Source organism: Thioalkalivibrio sp. ALJ15, from assembly GCF_000383695.1.
GTDB lineage: Bacteria > Pseudomonadota > Gammaproteobacteria > Ectothiorhodospirales > Ectothiorhodospiraceae > Thioalkalivibrio.
The window spans coordinates 12,713-31,358 of sequence record NZ_KB912061.1 but is presented as its reverse complement, the minus strand read 5'-3'; the positions used below and the strand labels follow the sequence as shown (position 1 = coordinate 31,358).

Annotated in this window: 17 protein-coding genes; 16 read left to right on the top strand and 1 reads right to left on the bottom strand. The window is 68.7% G+C overall.

All coding sequences use genetic code 11. From position 1 onward, the window contains the following. Positions 1-2: 2 nt before the first annotated feature. The 16 genes from rsmH (at position 3) to lpxC (ending at position 18,176) form a co-directional block, all read left to right on the top strand. Positions 3-932 carry a 16S rRNA (cytosine(1402)-N(4))-methyltransferase RsmH gene (gene rsmH, locus G015_RS0112340; protein WP_038050256.1) on the top strand — a complete coding sequence of 310 codons (930 nt, stop codon included), beginning with the start codon at positions 3-5 and terminating at the stop codon, positions 930-932. After that, the gene (gene ftsL, locus G015_RS0112335) at positions 932-1,216 is read left to right on the top strand and encodes a cell division protein FtsL (RefSeq protein WP_018138000.1); all 285 of its coding nucleotides are present in this window, start codon (positions 932-934) and stop codon (positions 1,214-1,216) included. Before rsmH ends, ftsL begins: the two co-directional genes overlap by 1 nt. Beyond that, a complete protein-coding gene (locus tag G015_RS0112330) occupies positions 1,204-2,919 on the top strand; it encodes a penicillin-binding protein 2 (protein ID WP_018138001.1) in 1,716 nt (571 codons plus the stop codon). The genes ftsL and G015_RS0112330 overlap by 13 nt, the downstream gene beginning before the upstream one ends. Beyond that, on the top strand, positions 2,916-4,433 hold the full coding sequence (locus G015_RS0112325; RefSeq protein WP_018138002.1) for a UDP-N-acetylmuramoyl-L-alanyl-D-glutamate--2,6-diaminopimelate ligase: 1,518 nt from the start codon (positions 2,916-2,918) through the stop codon (positions 4,431-4,433). The genes G015_RS0112330 and G015_RS0112325 overlap by 4 nt, the downstream gene beginning before the upstream one ends. Then, positions 4,430-5,803: a UDP-N-acetylmuramoyl-tripeptide--D-alanyl-D-alanine ligase gene (gene murF, locus G015_RS0112320; RefSeq protein ID WP_018995100.1), complete on the top strand. Its 1,374-nt coding sequence runs from the start codon at positions 4,430-4,432 to the stop codon at positions 5,801-5,803. Before G015_RS0112325 ends, murF begins: the two co-directional genes overlap by 4 nt. Then, positions 5,784-6,866, top strand: coding sequence for a phospho-N-acetylmuramoyl-pentapeptide-transferase (mraY, locus tag G015_RS0112315; protein WP_018174844.1), 1,083 nt, complete (start codon positions 5,784-5,786; stop codon positions 6,864-6,866). Before murF ends, mraY begins: the two co-directional genes overlap by 20 nt. Positions 6,867-6,870: 4 nt before the next feature. Continuing rightward, the gene (gene murD, locus G015_RS0112310; protein WP_020146828.1) at positions 6,871-8,217 is read left to right on the top strand and encodes a UDP-N-acetylmuramoyl-L-alanine--D-glutamate ligase; all 1,347 of its coding nucleotides are present in this window, start codon (positions 6,871-6,873) and stop codon (positions 8,215-8,217) included. After that, positions 8,214-9,416: a putative lipid II flippase FtsW gene (ftsW, locus tag G015_RS0112305; RefSeq protein ID WP_018138006.1), complete on the top strand. Its 1,203-nt coding sequence runs from the start codon at positions 8,214-8,216 to the stop codon at positions 9,414-9,416. Before murD ends, ftsW begins: the two co-directional genes overlap by 4 nt. Continuing rightward, positions 9,413-10,513, top strand: a complete 1,101-nt coding sequence (gene murG / locus G015_RS0112300) for an undecaprenyldiphospho-muramoylpentapeptide beta-N-acetylglucosaminyltransferase (protein ID WP_018138007.1) — start codon at positions 9,413-9,415, stop codon at positions 10,511-10,513. The genes ftsW and murG overlap by 4 nt, the downstream gene beginning before the upstream one ends. Continuing rightward, positions 10,510-11,946 (top strand): UDP-N-acetylmuramate--L-alanine ligase, encoded by a 1,437-nt coding sequence (murC, locus tag G015_RS0112295; RefSeq protein ID WP_018138008.1) that lies wholly within the window; start codon positions 10,510-10,512, stop codon positions 11,944-11,946. The genes murG and murC overlap by 4 nt, the downstream gene beginning before the upstream one ends. After that, complete coding sequence (murB, locus tag G015_RS0112290) at positions 11,943-12,902, top strand: UDP-N-acetylmuramate dehydrogenase (RefSeq protein WP_018138009.1); 960 nt, start codon at positions 11,943-11,945, stop codon at positions 12,900-12,902. Before murC ends, murB begins: the two co-directional genes overlap by 4 nt. Continuing rightward, a complete protein-coding gene (locus G015_RS0112285; protein ID WP_018138010.1) occupies positions 12,899-13,840 on the top strand; it encodes a D-alanine--D-alanine ligase in 942 nt (313 codons plus the stop codon). The genes murB and G015_RS0112285 overlap by 4 nt, the downstream gene beginning before the upstream one ends. A gap of 59 nt (positions 13,841-13,899) precedes the next feature. Continuing rightward, positions 13,900-14,622, top strand: coding sequence for a cell division protein FtsQ/DivIB (locus G015_RS0112280; protein ID WP_018993160.1), 723 nt, complete (start codon positions 13,900-13,902; stop codon positions 14,620-14,622). Between the two features lie 23 nt (positions 14,623-14,645). Next, positions 14,646-15,881, top strand: a complete 1,236-nt coding sequence (ftsA, locus tag G015_RS0112275) for a cell division protein FtsA (RefSeq protein WP_018174839.1) — start codon at positions 14,646-14,648, stop codon at positions 15,879-15,881. Between the two features lie 91 nt (positions 15,882-15,972). Then, positions 15,973-17,130, top strand: coding sequence for a cell division protein FtsZ (gene ftsZ, locus G015_RS0112270; RefSeq protein ID WP_012983557.1), 1,158 nt, complete (start codon positions 15,973-15,975; stop codon positions 17,128-17,130). Between the two features lie 122 nt (positions 17,131-17,252). After that, positions 17,253-18,176, top strand: coding sequence for a UDP-3-O-acyl-N-acetylglucosamine deacetylase (gene lpxC / locus G015_RS0112265; protein ID WP_081601195.1), 924 nt, complete (start codon positions 17,253-17,255; stop codon positions 18,174-18,176). A 26-nt stretch (positions 18,177-18,202) separates the two neighbouring features. Here lpxC and G015_RS0112260 read toward each other — a convergent pair whose 3' ends face one another. After that, a complete protein-coding gene (locus G015_RS0112260; protein ID WP_018138014.1) occupies positions 18,203-18,631 on the bottom strand; it encodes a DciA family protein in 429 nt (142 codons plus the stop codon). Positions 18,632-18,646 lie beyond the last annotated feature (15 nt).

The following is an 18,646-nucleotide window of genomic DNA, read 5'->3' as shown; positions in this document are numbered from 1 at the left end:
CCATGACGGAAAACGCCACTCATATCCCGGTGCTGCGCGACGCGGTGCTGGAGGGGCTGGCTGTGCGCGCTGACGGGTTCTATGTCGATGGGACCTTCGGGCGCGGCGGGCACAGCCGCGCGATTCTCGATCGCCTCGGCGCCGGCGGAAGCCTGCTGGCGATGGACCGGGACCCCGAGGCGGCTGCGGCCGCCTCTTCGTTTGCGGACGATCCACGCTTCTCCTTCGAGCCGGGCCCGTTCTCGGCGATGGCCGATACCCTGCGTCGGCGCTTCCCCGATCGTGCGCCGGATGGTGTGTTTCTGGATCTGGGGGTTTCCTCCCCGCAGTTGGACACCCCCGAGCGCGGTTTCAGCTTCCAGCACGATGGTCCGCTGGATATGCGCATGGACCCCACGCAGGGCGAGAGCGCGGCGGACTGGCTGGCTCGCGCGGAGCAGGACGAGATTGCGGATGTGATCTACCACTATGGCGAGGAACGCCATTCCCGCCGCGTCGCCCGCGCGATCGTTGCGGCGCGCGCCGAAGCCCCGATTACGCGGACTGCGCAGCTGGCCGAGATCGTGCGCCGCGCGGTCCCCGGGCGCGAGCCGGGCAAGCACCCGGCCACGCGCACCTTTCAGGCCCTGCGCATCTATGTGAACCGGGAGCTCGAGGAGCTGGAGCAGTGGCTCGAGACGATCCCGGAGATTTTGCACCCGGGCGCGCGGATGGTGGTGATCAGCTTTCATTCGCTTGAGGACCGCATGGTCAAGCAGGCGCTGCGTGGCCCGCGCCCGGACGCGCGCCTGCCGCGCGGGCTGCCGGTGATGCCCGAAACGCCCGAGCGCACGTGGCGCCCGATCGGCAAGCCCGTGCGTGCCGACGCCGAAGAGCAGCGCCGCAACCCGCGTGCACGCTCGGCGGTACTGCGCGTGGGGGAGCGCACCTGATGGTCTTTCGCGGCTTCATCCTGATCATCCTGGCGACCGGGGTCTTTGCCTCCGCCGTTGGGGTGGTGGCGGCCAAGCACGAGGCACGTCAGGCCTTTATCACGCATCAGTCGGAGCTTTCGGAGCGCGACGCGCTGAACCTGGAGTGGACGCAGCTGCAGATCGAGCAGTCGACCTGGGCGACGCAGGGCCGCATCGAACAGCAGGCGCTTGAGGAACTGGGCATGATCAAGCCCGAGCCGGATCGCATCGTGGTGATCGGGGGGCGCACATGGGAGCGCTGAAGCGCCAGGTCAGCCATGGCCGCCTGAAGGTGCTGCTGGTCGTCTCCGCGCTGGTGCTGGTGGCCCTGGTGCTGCGTGCAATCGATCTGCAGGTGCTCAGCCGCGACTTCCTGACGCAGCAGGGCGAGCAGCGTCAGGTGCGTACGCTGACCGAATCGGCCCATCGCGGCATGGTCACGGATCGCAATGGCGAGCCGCTGGCGATCTCCGCTCCGGTGCAGACCGCCTGGGCCAATCCCAAGGACTTGCTCGAGCAACGCGATCGCTGGCCCGAGCTGGCCGAGGCGCTGCAGGTCGACGCCGACTGGCTGGCCGAGCGCATCGAGGCGCGTGCCAGCCGGGAGTTCATGTACCTGCGTCGGCATATGCTGCCGGCCCAGGCGGAGCAGGTGACCGCCCTGCGTGTTCAGGGGCTTGGCCTGACGCGTGAGTTCCGGCGCTACTACCCGCATGGCGAGACGACCTCGCACATCCTTGGCTACACCGATATTGACGATCGCGGGCAGGAGGGCGTCGAACTTGCGTTCAACGACTGGCTGTCGGGCGCGCCGGGTGCCAAGCGTGTGCTGCGCGACCGCCACGGACGCACGATCCGCGATGTGGCCAGTATCCGCCCCGCACGCGACGGCCGCACGCTGCGCCTGACCATCGATCAGCGCCTGCAGTATCTGGCCTACCGCGAACTGAAGGCCGCGGTGGCGGAGCACGATGCCCAGGGCGGGTCGGCCGTGCTGCTGGATGCCCGTACGGGTGATGTCCTGGCCATGGTCAATCAGCCCAGCTTCAACCCGAACAATCGCGGTTCGATCCGCTCGGAACTCGCGCGCAACCGGTCGTTGACCGACAGCATGGAGCCGGGGTCCGTCATCAAGCCCTTCACCGTTGCGGCGGCCCTGGATGCGGGCATCATCGACCCCAATGTGACCCTGGACACCCGTCCCGGGACCATGCGTGTCGGGCGCCTGACCGTGCGCGACTTTCGTGACTATGGCGTGATCGACCTGACCACCCTGATCGCGCGTTCCAGTAATGTCGGCGCGACCAAACTGGCCCTGGACATGCCGCCGGACCGGTTCTGGCAGGTCCTGCACCAGGCCGGCTTCGGCCAGTCGACCGGGACCCACTTCCCGGGCGAGGTGAGCGGCCGCCTGCGCGACTTCCCGACCTGGCGCGAGGTCGAGCAGGCCACGATGGGGTATGGCTACGGCCTCTCCATTACCCCGCTGCAGATGGCTGCGGCCTATACCGCTTTCGCCAACGATGGCCAGCGCATCCCGGTGCGGCTGGTGCAGACTGCCGACGACCTGCGCGAGCCGGCGGGCGTGATGTCCCCGGAAACCGCCCAGCGCGTGCTCGCGATGATGGAGCACACGATCGGTTCCGAGGGTACCGCGCGTCAGGCCGCGATCGACGGCTACCGCATCGCGGGCAAGACCGGTACCAGCCGCAAGAGTGGCCCCGGGGGCTACACCGAGGACCGCTATATCTCCAGCTTCGTGGGCCTGGCGCCGGCCTCGGATCCGCGTTTCGTGATGGCCGTGGTGATCGACGAACCCAATGCCGGCACCTACTTCGGCGGCGCCGTGGCGGCGCCGGTATTCCGCAACGTGATCGGCTCGGCGCTGCGGATGTTCAACGTGCGCCCAGACGCGATGCCGGAGATCCCCATGCAGTTCGCCGCCGAACGCGAGGGCTCGACATGATGGCGGCGAATACGGTCCAGACCGTCACGACACTGGGCAGCCTGTGGCCCGCCGGGGCGCCGGCGCTGGCGCGCGAGGTCGCTGGGCAGCGTGTCACCGATCTCGTCCAGGACAGCCGCCGGGTGACCCCGGGGGCTGTCTTCGTGGCGCTGCGCGGGACGCAAGGCCACGGCCTTGCCTATGCGCAGACCGCGGCCGAGCAGGGAGCGGTGGCCATCCTGTGGGATGAAGCCGAGGCGGCCCCGGCCCTCGATGTTCCGGTGCTGCACCTCCGCGGTCTGCGCACCGCGCTGCCCGCGATCTGCGATGCCCTTTGGGGCGCCTGGCCGGCCGAATATCCCGTCGTCGCGGTGACGGGCACCGATGGCAAGACCTCGGTCAGCCAGCTGCTGGCTGGTGCCCTGGAGCAGATCGGTGTCCCCACGGGGGTCGTCGGGACGCTCGGTGTGGGACGCCTCGGAGCACTGGAAGACTGTGGTCATACCACTCCGGGTGTGATTGACCTGCGCCGGCACCTGGCGCAGCTGGCCGCCGACGGCTGCCGGGCGCTCTCGATCGAGGCCTCGTCCCACGGGCTCGAGCAGGACCGCATGGCCGGGCTGCCCGTGCGTGTCGCCGTGCTGACCCGGCTGGGCTCGGATCATCTGGATTTTCATGGCAGCCAGCAGGCATATGCCGACGCCAAGGCGCGGCTGTTCACCTGGCCGGGGCTGGAGACCGCGGTGCTCAATGCCGACGACGCCCTCGGGCAGCGCCTGATCCACGAAACCACGGCTGGGCGCACCCTCACCTACAGCGCCGTCGGGGCGCCCGCCGATCTGGTCGCGCGGGAGGTCGAGGCAGGCTCCGACGGCATTCGCTTCACGCTGGAGGCTGCGGGCGAGGCCTGGCCGGTGCAGGCGGGTCTGTTCGGGCTGTTCCAGGTCGGCAACCTGCTGGCGACGCTCGCCGCCCTGCGGGCGCTGGGTCATTCCTGGCAGGCCGCCGTCGATGCGGTGTCGCGTCTGCGCGGTGTCCCGGGGCGCATGGAGCGCTTCGAACTGCCCGGCGGGGCGTTGCTGGTCGTGGACTATGCCCACACCGAACAGGCCCTGGCGGCGGCGCTGGATGCCCTGCGCCCGCACACGGCCGGCCGACTGATCGTGGTCTTTGGCTGTGGCGGGGATCGCGATGTCACCAAGCGCCCGGCCATGGGGCGGGCCGCCAGTGCGCGCGCCGATCAGGTGATCGTGACCGACGACAACCCGCGTTCCGAAGACCCGGCCGCGATCCGCGCCGCCGTGTTGGCTGGCTGCGGTCGGCCCGAGGCCTGCCGCGAGCTGGGCGATCGGGAGGCGGCGGTGCGCGCGGCCGTGGCCGAGGCGGGCCCGGGTGACGTCATCCTGCTGGCGGGCAAGGGGCACGAAACCACCCAGCAGGTGGGTGCGCAGTTTTATCCGTTCAGTGATCGCGAGCTGGCGCGCCAGCTCGCCGCTCGGACGAACGCGGGAGACAGTGGGGGGGGTAGCCAATGATCCGGATGACCGGACAGGAACTGGCGGACGCCGTACGCGGCCGTCTGGAAAACGGCGACGGTGAGCGGGTCTTCGAGGGGGTGTTCACCGACACCCGGCAACCCCTCGAAGGGGGCCTGTTCGTGGCCCTGCGCGGCCCGCGCTTTGATGCCCACGAGCATGTCGCCGCCGATCTGCCGGCCGCCGTGCTGCTGGTGGAGCGCGTGCTGGATGTCCGGCATCCGCAGGTGGTGGTGGCCGATACCGGCGAGGCCCTGGGTCGGCTGGCCCAGCACTGGCGCCGCCGCAGCCGGGCGCGTGTGATTGCGCTGACCGGCTCCAATGGCAAGACCACGACCAAGGAGATGCTGCGCTGCATCCTCGAGGGCGTGGGCTCCGTGCATGCCACCCAGGGCAACCTGAATAACGAGATTGGGGTGCCGCTGACCCTGCTGGCCATGCCCGAGGACGCCGATTACGCGGTGATCGAGATGGGCGCCAACCATGCCGGCGAGATCGGACGCATGGCGCGCTGGACCGAGCCGATGGTCGCCATGATCACCAATGCCGGGCGGGCCCACCTGGAGGGCTTTGGCAGCCTCGAGGGCGTGGCCCACGCGAAGGCCGAGATCTACTCGGGGCTGCCCTCCCAGGGCGGCACGGCCGTGATCAATCTGGACGACCCGTTCGCCGACTACTGGCTGTCGCTGAACGAACACCACCATTGCCAGCGTTTCTCCCTGGAGGGCGGTGGCGAGATCGAGGGCATGTGGCAGGCCCCCGACCGCCTGCGCCTGACGATCCTGGGCGCCGGCCGCGACCTGCGCCTGGCCAGCCCGGGACGCCATGTCGCCGCCAATGCGGTCGCCGCGGCCGCCGCGGCGAATGCGGTGGGTGTGGCGATCGACGCGATCGCCAACGGCCTGGCGCGCTGGACGCCGGTGCAGGGTCGTCTGCAGGAGCTCTGGCATGCCAGCGGCGCGCGCCTCTGGGACGATACCTACAACGCCAATCCCGACTCGCTGCGCGCGGGTCTCGAGGTGCTGGCCGCGATGCCCGGCCGGCGCATCCTCGTGCTGGGTGCGATGGGCGAGCTGGGTGCCGAGACCCCGGCGCTGCACCGGGAGACCGGGGCGCTGGCCCGCGCGATGGGTGTGGACTACTGCCTGGCCCTGGGCGAGGCCGCGCGCGACAGCGCCGAGGCCTTTGGCGAGGGTGGCGAGTGGTTTGCCGACCATGACGCCCTGCGGACGCGCCTGGAGGAACTGCTGGAGGACGAGACCACGGTCCTGATCAAGGGCTCGCGCAGCCAGCACATGGAACGCATCATCGAGGGGCTGGAACTGGCCCCATCGGCGCGGGGGGCTGCGAATGCTGTACGCGCTGACTGAGTATCTCGCGCAGTTCTATAGCGGCTTCACGGTCTTTCAGTACCTGACCCTGCGCGCGATCCTGGGCGTGGTCACCGCACTGGCGATCGCGCTGCTGATTGGCCCGGCGATGATCCGTCGGCTGACGGTCGGCAACGTCGGCCAGCAGGTTCGTGACGACGGACCGGAGTCGCATCTGAGCAAGGCCGGTACGCCGACCATGGGTGGGGCGCTGATCCTGGTGGCGGTGGCAGTCGCCACGCTGCTGTGGAGCGACCTGACCAACCGCTTTGTCTGGATCGTGCTGTTGACCACGCTGGCCTTTGGTGCGGTTGGTGGCTGGGACGACTATCTGAAGCTGCGCTACGGCAACAGCAAGGGACTCTCGGCCAAGGCCAAGCTCCTGTGGCAGACGCTGTTCGCGCTGATCGCCGCCGGCGTGATCATGGCCACCGCGCAGAGCCCGGTGGAGACGAGCTTCTATCTCCCGATCTTCAAGGATTTCGAGCTGCACCTTGGCTGGCTGTTCATCCCGCTGGTCTGGCTGGTCGTGGTCGGGTCCTCCAACGCGGTCAACCTGACTGATGGCCTGGACGGTCTGGCGATTATGCCGGCGGTGCTGGTGGCCGGGGCCCTCGGGGTGTTCGCCTATGCAGCTGGCCACGCGGTGTTCGCGGATTACCTGCAGATCCCCGCAGTGCCGGGGGTGGGCGAGGTCGGCGTCTTCGCCGCCGCGCTGGTCGGGGCCGGGCTCGGTTTTTTGTGGTTCAACGCCTATCCCGCCCAGGTTTTTATGGGCGATGTCGGGGCTCTGGCCCTGGGCGCGGCGCTGGGCATGATGGCGATCCTGACCCGTCAGGAGATCGTGCTCCTGATCATGGGCGGCATCTTCGTGCTGGAGACGCTGTCGGTGATGCTGCAGGTCGCCTCGTTCAAGCTCACCGGGCGGCGCATCTTCCGCATGGCGCCGCTGCATCACCACTTCGAACTCAAGGGCTGGCCGGAGCCGCGCGTGATCGTGCGCTTCTGGATCCTGACCGTTGTATTCGTCCTGATTGGTCTTGCGACTCTGAAGATCCGCTAACGCCATGTCGAAGCCACAGCCGCACAATCTGATCGTGGGAACCGGAGCGACGGGGCAGTCCGTCGCCCGATTCCTGCGTGCGCGCGGCGAGGCCTTTGCGATCACCGACACGCGCCGCGACCCACCGGCCCTGGCGGCCGGGGCCGCCGCCGCGTGGCTGTCCGAGGCCTGGGCCGGACCGCTGGACGGTCTTGATACCTCCGGCTATGCCCGCCTGATCGTCTCGCCGGGGGTCCCGCTGGAACACCCGGCCGTCGAACAGGCCCGGGTCGCTGGCGCGGCGATCACCGGCGACATTGACCTGTTTGCGGCAGTGGCGCAGGCCCCGGTCATTGCGATCACCGGCTCCAACGGCAAGAGCACGGTCACCGCCCTGGTGGGCGAGATCCTGACAGCCGCAGGTCGCAAGGTCGCGATCGGCGGCAACTTCGGCACCCCGGCGCTGGACCTCCTGGACCCGGCGGTGGAGGTCTATGTCCTGGAGCTGTCCAGCTTCCAGCTCGAACGCAGCGAGCACCTGGTGCCGGATGGCGCCGCGATCCTGAATATCTCGCCCGACCATATGGACCGCTACCCGGATCTGGCCGCGTACATCCAGGCCAAGGCCCGCATCCTCGACCGTGCCGCTCGCGGTGTGCTCAATCGCGATGACCCCTGGCTGCGCGAGCTGCCCCTGCCGGCCGGTCTGCGCGTGGTCTCGTTCGGGCTGGATGCCCCGCTGGCCGCGACCGACTTCGGCGTGACGACGGGCGAGGCCGAGCCGGACCTGGTGCGTGGCGAGGAACGCCTGCTGTCCACCGCGCGCCTGCGTCTGCGCGGACAGCACAACTGGGCCAATGCCCTGGCCGCGCTGGCGCTGGCCTGGCCGTGGCTGGAATCAACGCAGGCGCGTAGCGAGGCGCTGGCTGCGCTGGCCGACTTCGCGGGCCTGCCGCACCGTTCGCAGTGGATCGCGCGGGTGGCCGAGGTCGACTACGTCAACGACTCCAAGGGCACCAACGTGGGCGCGACCCTGGCCGCGCTACGGGGTACGCCGGGGCCTCTGGTGCTGATCGCCGGTGGGCAGGGCAAGGGGCAGGATTTCTCGCCGCTGGCGGATTACGTGCCCGGCAAGGTCCGGGGCGTCGTGCTGCTCGGCGAGGATGCTCCGCTGATTGCCCGGGCCCTGGCCTCGGTGGTGCCGGTCCAGCGGGTGGACAACATGACCGCCGCCGTGGCACAGGCCGCGGCCTGGGCGCAGCCCGGAGACACCGTGCTGCTCTCGCCGGGCTGCGCGAGCCTCGACATGTACGAGAACTATCAGGCCCGCGGCAACGACTTCGCGCGGGCCGTGCGGGAGCGAGCGGCATGAGTACCGGATCGCTGCCCCTCGGACTGCCCTCGCGCGACTCGCTCGATGGACTGCGCAACAGCGTGGACCTGCCGCTGCTGGCCGCGGCCGCGTTGCTGCTGGGGCTCGGTCTGATCATGGTGGCCTCGGCCTCGATGGACCTGGGCGAGCGCTACTATGGCAACACCTGGCACTTCTTCCAGCGCCAGGTCCTGTTCGCCGCCATCGGTCTGGCGTTGGCGACCGTGATGTGGGCGATCCCGCTGGAGCGCTGGGAGCGCGCCGGTCCCTGGCTGCTGATCCTGGTGATGGTGCTGTTGATTGCGGTCCTGCTCCCGGGCGTGGGCCGAACCGTGAACGGCGCGACCCGCTGGATCCCGATCGGCATGTTCAACCTCCAGGTGGCCGAGCCGGTGAAACTGCTGGTGGTCATGTACCTGGCCGGCTACATCGTGCGTCATTACTCGACCCTGCGGTTGCACCTGCGCGGTTTTGTCCGCCCGCTGGTCGTGCTGGGCTTCGGGACAGTACTCCTGCTTCTGCAGCCCGACTTTGGTGGCGCGGCGATCATGCTGGCGATCGGTATGGGCATGCTGTTCCTGGCCGGCGCCAAGCTGTGGCAGTTCGCCGCGCTCGGCGCGACCATCGCGGTGGGTATGGCCTTCGTCGCAGTGGCTGCGCCCTACCGGGTCGCGCGCCTGACCGCATTCCTCGACCCCTGGCAGGACCCGTTCGCGACCGGGTTCCAGCTGACCCAGTCGCTGATCGCGATCGGGTCTGGCGGCTGGTTCGGTGCCGGTCTGGGCAACAGCGTGCAGAAGCTGTTCTACCTGCCGGAGGCCCATAACGACTTCCTGTTCGCGGTCTTCGCCGAGGAGTTTGGCTTTATCGGTGTGATCGCACTGATCGCGCTGTTTGCGGTCGTGGTCTGGCGCTGCGTGAAGATTGGGCTCTGGGCGGAGCGTGCCGGGCATGCATTTGGTTCGCACCTGGCCTTTGGTGTCGCGATCTGGCTGGCGCTGCAGAGTGCGCTCAATCTCGCCGTGAACATGGGGCTGCTGCCGACCAAGGGTATGACGCTGCCATTTCTCAGCTACGGCGGCAGTTCGTTGATCGTCACGCTGATGGCGATCGGTTTGGTGATGCGGGTCTATCGCGAGGCGCAGATCCCGGCCCCGCGCCAGTCGACAGCGCCGCGGCGCAAGAGGGGGCGGGCATGAACAATCCCCTGCGCATCCTGATCATGGCCGGCGGTACCGGTGGACACGTCTTCCCGGGGCTGGCGGTCGCCGACGCCCTGCGCGCCCGTGGCGTCGAGGTCCTCTGGCTGGGCAGCGCGCGCGGGATCGAGACGCGTCTGGTGCCTGCGGCGGGCATCGAGCTGCATACCCTCCCGATCAGCGGCGTGCGCGGCAAGGGGTTGGCGGGACTGCTGCTGGCGCCCTGGCGCCTCGGGATCTCGCTGTGGGCGGCGCTGGCCCTGATTACCCGCTTGCGTCCGGCCGCGGTGATCGGCTTTGGCGGATTTGCGGCCGGCCCCGGCGGCCTGATGGCCGCTGCGTTGGGGCGCCCCCTGGCGATCCATGAGCAGAACGCCGTCGCCGGCCTGACCAACCGCTGGCTGGCGCGCATCGCGGACCGGGTCTATGCGGGCTTCGATCACGCCTTCCCGGAGCGTCACACCGTGACCGTGGTGGGCAATCCGGTCCGTGCGGAGATCGCCGCGTTGCCGGAGCCGGAGCAGCGCTTCGACGAGCGTTCGGGCCCGCTGCGGGTGCTGGTGTTGGGTGGCAGCCTTGGGGCGCGCTCGCTGAACCGCATGGTGCCGGCGGGGCTCGAGCAGGCCCGCGACGCGCAGCCGATGGTGATTCGCCACCAGGCCGGGGAGCGTACGTTGGACGAGGCCCGCGCGGCCTATGCCGAGACCGCGCTGGAATACGAGGTGACCCCGTTTATCGAAGACATGGCCGAGGCCTATGGCTGGGCGGATCTGGTGATTTGCCGGGCCGGGGCGCTGACTGTGGCCGAGGTCGCGGCGGCCGGTGTCCCGGCCCTGTTCGTGCCCTATCCGCATGCGGTTGATGATCACCAGACCGCCAATGCCCGTGCTCTGGTCGAGGCGGGTGCGGCCTGGCGCCTGGCCGATACCGATCTGACGCCAGAGCGGGTCGCCGAGATCGTACGTCCGCTGGGCCGCGAGGCCCTGCGCGAGCGCGCCCGGCTGGCCCGCGAACAGGCCTGCCCCGACACTGCCGAGCGTCTGGCCGAGGCCTGCCTGGAGATGGCCCATGCCCGGCGCGGGAGGAAGAACTCATGAATGCCCCGCGTCTGCCCCGCCACGCGATGCGCCGCATCCGCCGTATTCACTGTGTCGGGATCGGTGGCTCCGGCATGAGCGGGATCGCCGAGGTCCTGCATCAGCTGGGCTACGAGGTCTCCGGATCGGATCTCGGGCAGTCGGCGATGGTCGCGCGACTGACGGGCATGGGCATCCCGGTGTCACCCGCGCATACCGAAGAAAACGTCGCCGAGGCCGATGTGCTGGTCGTCTCCAGCGCAATCGATCCCTCCAACCCCGAGGTGCAGGCGGCCCGCCGCCGCGGGATCCCGATTGTGCGCCGCGCGGAGATGCTGGCGGAGCTGATGCGCTTTCGCTATGGCATTGCGGTGGCCGGCACTCACGGCAAGACCACCACGACCAGCCTGGTGGCCAGCGTGCTCGCCGAGGCCGGTATGGACCCCACCTTCGTGATCGGCGGGCGCCTGAACAGCACGGCCAGTCACTCGAACCTGGGGGCGGGCGACTATCTGGTGGCCGAGGCCGACGAGAGCGATGCCTCGTTCCTGCACCTGCAGCCGATGATCAGCATCGTGACCAATATCGATGCCGACCACCTCGGGACCTATGGCAACGACTTCGGGAACCTGCGCGCGACCTTCCTCGAGTTCCTGCATCACCTGCCGTTCTACGGCATCGCCGTGCTGTGCGCGGACGACCCGCAGGTGCGCGATCTCTATCCCGAACTGGAGCGCCCGCGCCTGACCTACGGCATCGAGGCGGAAGCCGATGTGCGCGCCCTGAACGTGCGCCAGGAAGGCGTGCGCATGTTCTTCGACCTGAAGCTGCCCGGGCAGGCCGCGTTCCCGGTCACGCTGAACCTCCCCGGGCGGCACAACGTGCTCAATGCCCTGGCCGCGGCGGCCGTCGCGCACGAACTGGAGGTTGCCCCTGCGGCGATCCAGGCGGCGCTCGAGCGCTTCCAGGGGATCGGGCGGCGCTTCCAGGTGCAGGAGCTCGAGACCGCGCCGGGCCCGCTGACCCTGGTCGACGACTACGGGCATCACCCGCGCGAGATCGAGGCGACCCAGGCCGCGGCGCGCGACGCCTGGCCCGACCGGCGGCGCATCACCGTGTTCCAGCCGCACCGGTACACCCGCACCCGCGACCTGTTCGAGGACTTCGCCGAGGCCCTGTCCGAGACCGATGTGCTGATCCTGCTGGAGGTCTATCCCGCCGGCGAGGAACCGATCCCCAGCGCCGATGGCCGCAGCCTCGCGCGGGCGATCCGTCTGCGCGGGCAGGTCGAGCCGGTGTTCGTCGAGCATGCGGCCGACGTCGCCGAGGTCCTGTCCGGGATGCTGAAGCCGAACGATGTCGTGATCACCCAGGGGGCCGGCGATATCGGTCGGCTGGCCAGCCTGCTGCCGGACCAGCTGGGAGCGATGAAACGCCCCGGGAGTACGACATGATGGCGGCTCGCGCGGTGGAACCGGTGAACGGCCCGTTCGCCCACGCCCCTCGGGGCGAGGTACGGCCCGATGCCCCGCTGGCGGGGCTGACCTCCTGGCGTGTGGGAGGTCCGGCCGACTGGCTGTTCCGGCCGGTGGACCGGGCCGATCTCGTGTCGGCGCTGGCGGATCACGCCCGTCATGCCCCCGCGATGCCGGTTACCTTCCTGGGGCTGGGCAGCAACGTGCTGATCCGCGACGGCGGCATCGAGGGGCTGGTGGTGCACCTTTCCGGTGTAATTAACGAACGCGAGCGCCTGGAGGGCAACCGCGTACGGCTCGGAGCCGGGCTCGCCTGCGCCCAGGCGGCCCGTTTCTGTGCGCGCCAGGGACTGGTGGGCGGTGAATTTCTGGCCGGCATCCCGGGCACCCTGGGCGGCGCCTTGCGCATGAACGCGGGGGCCTGGGGCGGCGAGATCTGGCCGCTGGTCGAGTCGGTGTCCACCGTGGATGCCGACGGACAGGAGCACCAGCGTGAGCCGGGCGAGTACCGCATCGGCTATCGCAGCGTCGAGGGTCCGGACGAGTGGTTTACCGGCTGCGTGCTGCAGCTGGAACCGGGCGATCCGGCCACCGCCACGGCGCGCATCAAGGAGCTGCTGCGTGAGCGCTCGCGCACGCAGCCGCTGGGTCTGCCGTCGTGCGGATCGGTGTTCCGCAATCCGCCTGGTGATCACGCTGCGCGCCTGATCGAGGCGGCGGGACTGAAGGGCCTGCGCCACGGTGGCGCGGAGATCTCCCCCAAGCACGCGAATTTCATTACCCACGATGGCGCGGCGCAGGCCGCCGACATCGAGTGGCTGCTGCACCACGCCCAAAGCGAGGTGGAGCGGCGCTTTGGTGTGTGCCTGGAGCCCGAGGTGCGGCTGCTGGGTCGACCGCGCCCCATGGACGAGACAATCGAGGGAAGGCAATGAGCAGGCGCAAACCGGAAGAATACGGGCGCGTGGCGGTCCTGATGGGCGGCTGGTCCGGCGAGCGGGACATCTCGCTCAAGAGTGGCAACGCTGTACTGGCGGCGCTGCGCCGCCAGGGCGTCGATGCCCATGCCGTTGACCTTACCCGCGAGACGGCGCGGTGCATGGCGCTGGAGGGCTACGACCGGGTATTCATCGCACTGCATGGCGAGTGCGGCGAGGACGGGACGTTGCAGGGCTGTATGGACATGGCCGGCATGCCGTATACCGGGACTGGGGTCCTCGGTTCGGCGCTGGGTATGGACAAGCTGGCCTGCAAGCGCCTCTGGGCGGGCACGAACCTCCCGAGTGCGCCGTATCGCCTGCTGACACCGGGCTTCGATCCGGAGGCGGTGGCGGATGCCCTCGGCCTGCCGCTGATCGTCAAACCCGCGCGCGGTGGCTCCAGCCTGGGCATCACCCGGGTCGATCGTGCTGAAGACCTGCCGGCCGCCTTTGATGCGGCGCGCGTGCAGCCGGGCCAGGTGTTCGCCGAACAGTGGATCACCGGACGCGAGTACACGGTTGCGGTGCTCGGCAACGAGCCCCTGCCGGTGATCGAGATTCGCGCGGCGAGCGGTTTCTACGACTACCACGCGAAGTACGAGGCGGACGATACCGGCTACCTGTGCCCGCCCCCGGACCTGTCGCGCAGTGCGCAGCTGGAGCTGCAGTCGCTGGCCATCGCCGCCTTTGCTGCCCTCGAGGGCTGCGGTTGGGGCCGGGTGGACATCCTGCAGGACGAACACGGCGAGAACTTCCTGATCGAGGTCAACACCATCCCCGGCATGACCGACCACTCGCTGGTGCCGAAGGCCGCCGCGCAGGCGGGCATCGACTTCGACGAGCTGTGCCTGCGCATCCTCGATTCCAGCTTTGAATGCGGAGGGCTGCGTTGAACGCGCGACGTACAACGCGACCCGCGCGGCGGCCGGCAGGGCCGTCGCGGCTGCAGGCCATGACGGGGCCGGGGCTACGCCTGCTCGCCGGCATGGGACTGGCCGGGGCTCTGGTGCTGGGCTTCAGCCTGTGGCTGCACTTCGACCCGGATCAGCATCTGCCGATCGGCTCCATCCAGATTACCGGCGAGCCGCGTCACGCCGACACGGACGTGATTCTCGAGCGGGTACGGGCGCATGCACCGGGTTTCGTGGGTACGGACCTCGAGGTGCTGCGCGGGGAGCTGCAGGCGATGCCCTGGGTGGACAGCGTACAACTGCGTCGGCGCTGGCCGGACACCCTGGAGATCCACGTGACCGAGCCGGTCCCGGTGGCCCAGTGGGGCGACGACCACCTGGTCGACCGCCATGGGCGCCTGTTCGGGCCGGTGGATCTCGCCGAATGGGATTTCCTGCCGGCACTGGCCGGCGAGGACGGCCGTCAGGTGGTGTTGATGCACCGCTACCTGGAGGTCTCCGCGCGCCTGGCCGACGCCGGTTTCGAGGTGGTGGGCGTGCACGAGGGCAAGCGGCATGACTGGACCATACACCTGTCCGACGGGGCCGAGGTCCTGATGGGCCGCGACGTGAATCTGAACCGGCTGGGCCAGCTGGTACGCGCGGCGCCGGCCCTGAGGGCGCGCGAGGACGCCCCGATTGCGCGAGTGGATCTGCGCTATCCGCACGGTCTGGCTGTGGCCTGGGCCGAAGAAGCGGACAACAACGGCGGCAACGCCCGATGACACGAACGACAGGACGCAGAAAGATGATGGCAAAGAAGTCGGAACCCGGACTGATCGTCGGCCTGGATGTCGGCACCTCGAAGATCGAGGCGATCGTCGGCGAGCTGACCGACGAGGGCGAGATCGAGATCATTGGCATCGGCTCCTCCCCGTCGCGCGGGCTGAAGAAGGGCGTGGTCGTGAACATCGAGTCCACCGTCCAGTCGATCCAGCGCGCGGTCGAGGAGGCCGAGCTGATGGCCGGCTGCGAGATCCATTCGGTCTACACCGGGATCGCCGGCTCTCACATCAAGAGCTACAACTCCACCGGCGTGGTCGCGATCAAGGACGGAGAGGTGGTCGCCGGCGACGTCGACCGGGTGATCGATGCTGCCCGCGCGATCGCGATCCCGGCCGATCAGCGCATCCTCCATGTGCTGCCGCAGGAATACATCATCGACGAGCAGGAGGGCATCCGCGAGCCGATCGGGATGTCCGGGGTACGCCTGGAGGCCAAGGTGCACCTGGTCACCGGCGCGGTCTCGGCGGCACAGAATATCGTCAAGTGCGTGGAACGCTGCGGCCTGCGGGTGGACGACATCATCCTCGAGCAGCTGGCCTCCAGCTACTCGGTGCTCAGCGAGGACGAAAAGGATTTGGGGGTGTGCCTCGTCGACGTGGGCGGCGGGACCACCGACATCGCCGTCTTTGCCCACGGCGCGATTATGCACACGGCGGTCATCCCGATCGCTGGCGATCAGGTGACCAACGACATCGCGGTCGCCCTGCGCACGCCGACCCAGTACGCCGACGAACTCAAGATCAAGTACGCCTGCGCGCTGCGCACGCTGGCCGACCCGGGTGAGAGCATCGAGGTCCCCGGTGTCGGTGATCGCGCCGCGCGCCGGCTGTCGCGCCAGACGCTCGCCTCCGTGGTCGAGCCGCGCTACGAGGAGCTGCTGCAGCTGGTGCAGGCGGAACTGCGCCGCAGCGGAACCGAGGAAATGATTGCCGCCGGGGTGGTGCTCACCGGCGGTTCGTCCCGAATGGAAGGTGTGGTGGATCTCGCCGAAGAGGTCTTCCACATGCCCGTACGCCTGGGGGTGCCGCAGCGGGTCACCGGGCTCCTGGATGTGGTGAAGAACCCGATCCACGCGACGGGGGTGGGGCTGTTGCTCTACGCCCGCGAGTCGCGTGCGGAACAGGAGGCCCGGCCCGTAAGTAGCGGGTTCCAGGGTGTGTGGGCGCGCATGAAGCGCTGGTTTTCCGGGCAGCTCTGATGATCAGAGCGACCGGGTTTATGGGGGTCGGACCGCTCTCCGACCATAGGCAAACGACAGACATGTACACACGAACCGAGAGGACGCAGCCATGACGTTCGAACTGATGGATACCTTTAGCCAGAACGCCACGATCAAGGTCGTTGGCGTTGGGGGTGGTGGCGGCAATGCCGTACAGCACATGGTTCACTCGCAACTCGACGGCGTGGACTTCATCTGCGCCAATACCGATGCCCAGGCCCTGAAGAGCCTGGACTCCAAGACGCTGCTGCAGCTGGGTGGCGATATCACCAAGGGCCTGGGTGCCGGGGCCGATCCGTCGGTCGGGCGCGAGGCGGCCCTGGAAGACCGCGAGCGCATCCAGGACCTGCTCCAGGGGGCGGACATGGTGTTCATTACCGCCGGTATGGGTGGCGGTACGGGCACCGGTGCGGCCCCGGTCGTCGCGCAGATCGCCAAGGAGATGGGCATCCTGACCGTCGCGGTGGTCACCAAGCCGTTTCCGTTCGAGGGCAAGAAGCGCATGCAGGTGGCCGTGTCCGGGATCAAGGCGCTGACCGAGCAGGTCGATTCGCTGATCACCATCCCGAACGAGAAGCTGCTGACCGTGCTGGGCAAGAACACCACGCTGCTGGATGCCTTCAAGGCCGCCAACGACGTGCTGTTCGGTGCGGTGCAGGGGATCGCCGAGCTGATCACCCGTCCCGGCCTGATCAACGTCGACTTTGCCGACGTGCGCAACGTGATGCGCGAGATGGGTATGGCGATGATGGGTACCGGCACCGGTACCGGCGAAGACCGTGCGCGTCAGGCCGCCGAGGCCGCGATCGCCAGCCCGCTGCTGGAGGATGTCGATATCTCCGGTGCCCGCGGGATCCTGGTGAACGTCACCGGGGGCATGGATGTCGGAATCGGCGAGTTCGAGGAGGTCGGCGAGGCCGTGAAAGCCCTGGCGTCCGAGGATGCGACCGTGGTGGTCGGTACCGTGATCGACCCCGAGATGAGTGACGAACTGCGCGTGACCCTGGTGGCCACCGGCCTCGGTGCCCAGACGGCCCAGCAGGAACGCCCGCAGGTGCGTGTGGTCGATGCCCAGCCCAAGCGTGCGGTCGGCTCCGACGTCGAGGTGGACCTCGACCAGCCGACGGTGAAGCGTCGCGGCGGGGACAACCTCGCGGTCGACTACAACCAGCAGCAAGGCATTGATGTGCTGGATATCCCGGCCTTTCTGCGCAAACAAGCCGACTGAGCAGGGGGCCGCATGCAGGGAGGGCGGAAACTTGCAATAATGCGGTAATCGTTGTGTGCATGAGGAGCCCGGGAGGGCCCCGGGCTCCACTTTGCACCTGAAAAAGCAAGAGGTTATACGCGTTGATTCGACAAAGAACGCTCAAGAACAGCATCCGGGCCACAGGCGTGGGGCTGCATACCGGGGAAAAGGTCGTGCTTACGCTGCGACCGGCGCCGGTGAATACCGGGATCGTCTTCCACCGGAGCGATCTGGATCCCGTCGTCGAGATCCCGGCTCGGGCGGAGAACGTGGGCGACACGCGTTTGTCGACAACGCTGGTAAAGGGAGACGTGCGCGTCTCGACCGTGGAACACCTGCTCTCCGCGATCGCGGGGCTGGGCATCGACAACCTGCACGTGGATGTCAGCGCCGCCGAGGTCCCGATCATGGACGGCAGTGCCGGACCGTTTGTGTTCCTGTTGCAGTCCGCCGGGCTCAAGGAACAGGACGCCCCCAAGGAATTCATCCGGGTGAAGCGCAGCGTGGAAGTCCGCGAGGGCGACAAATGGGTGCGCTTCGACCCCTATGACGGGTTCAAGGTCGGTTTCTGCATCGACTTCGAACACCCGATGTTTACCGACGGAAGCCAGCGCGCCGAGCTGGACTTCTCGTCCACCTCCTTCGTGAAGGAGGTCTCGCGTGCCCGGACCTTCGGGTTCATGCGCGATATCGAGGCCCTGCGCGCCAACCAGCTGGCGCTGGGTGGCAGCCTGGACAACGCGGTGGTGCTCGATGACTACAAGATCCTGAACGAGAACGGCCTGCGCTACGACAACGAGCTGGTCAAACACAAGATCCTCGACGTGGTCGGTGATCTGTACCTGCTGGGGCACAGCCTGATCGGCGCGTTTACCGGGCACAAGTCCGGGCATGCGCTGAACAACCAGCTGATTCGCCAGCTCGCGGCGGACGAGACGGCCTGGGAAAAGGTCACCTTCGAGGACCCCTCGGAGCGCTTGCCGATCTCCTTCGGGCAGCTGGCGCCCACGATCGCTGGCAGTTAGGGCGGTCCTGTCCTGCGCTGCGGGGGCTAGCGCCCCTGCGGCGGTAGCGCCGCCAGGCGTTCCAGCGCCCCGGCCAACTCCGGGTCGCCGATCGAGCGCGCGGTCTGCATCAGTAGCGAGCGGGCCGACTCCGGGATCTCGCGTTGAACCGCGACCGGTTTGGATTGCGGTGCACGTGGCGTGCTGTCGAGTCGAATGCGCACCTCGGTGGTGCCTTCGATGCCGGCCGCCGCGAGCGTCTTGAGCAGCTCGCGCTGCTGGAAGCGGATCTCGGTCGCCAGTGGGCGATCGGCGCAGACCGCGATCAGGGTCTCTCCCTGCCGGGTCAGCGCCAGGCGTCCGCGCTGTAGCTCCTCCCCCACCAGTGGGGCGAGCGCGCGTTCCAGCTCCCGATCGCGGTCGCTGTGGACGCTCAGATTCGCCGCGACAAAGCGGTTCGCGGGGCGCGGCATCATCGACGTGCCTCCACG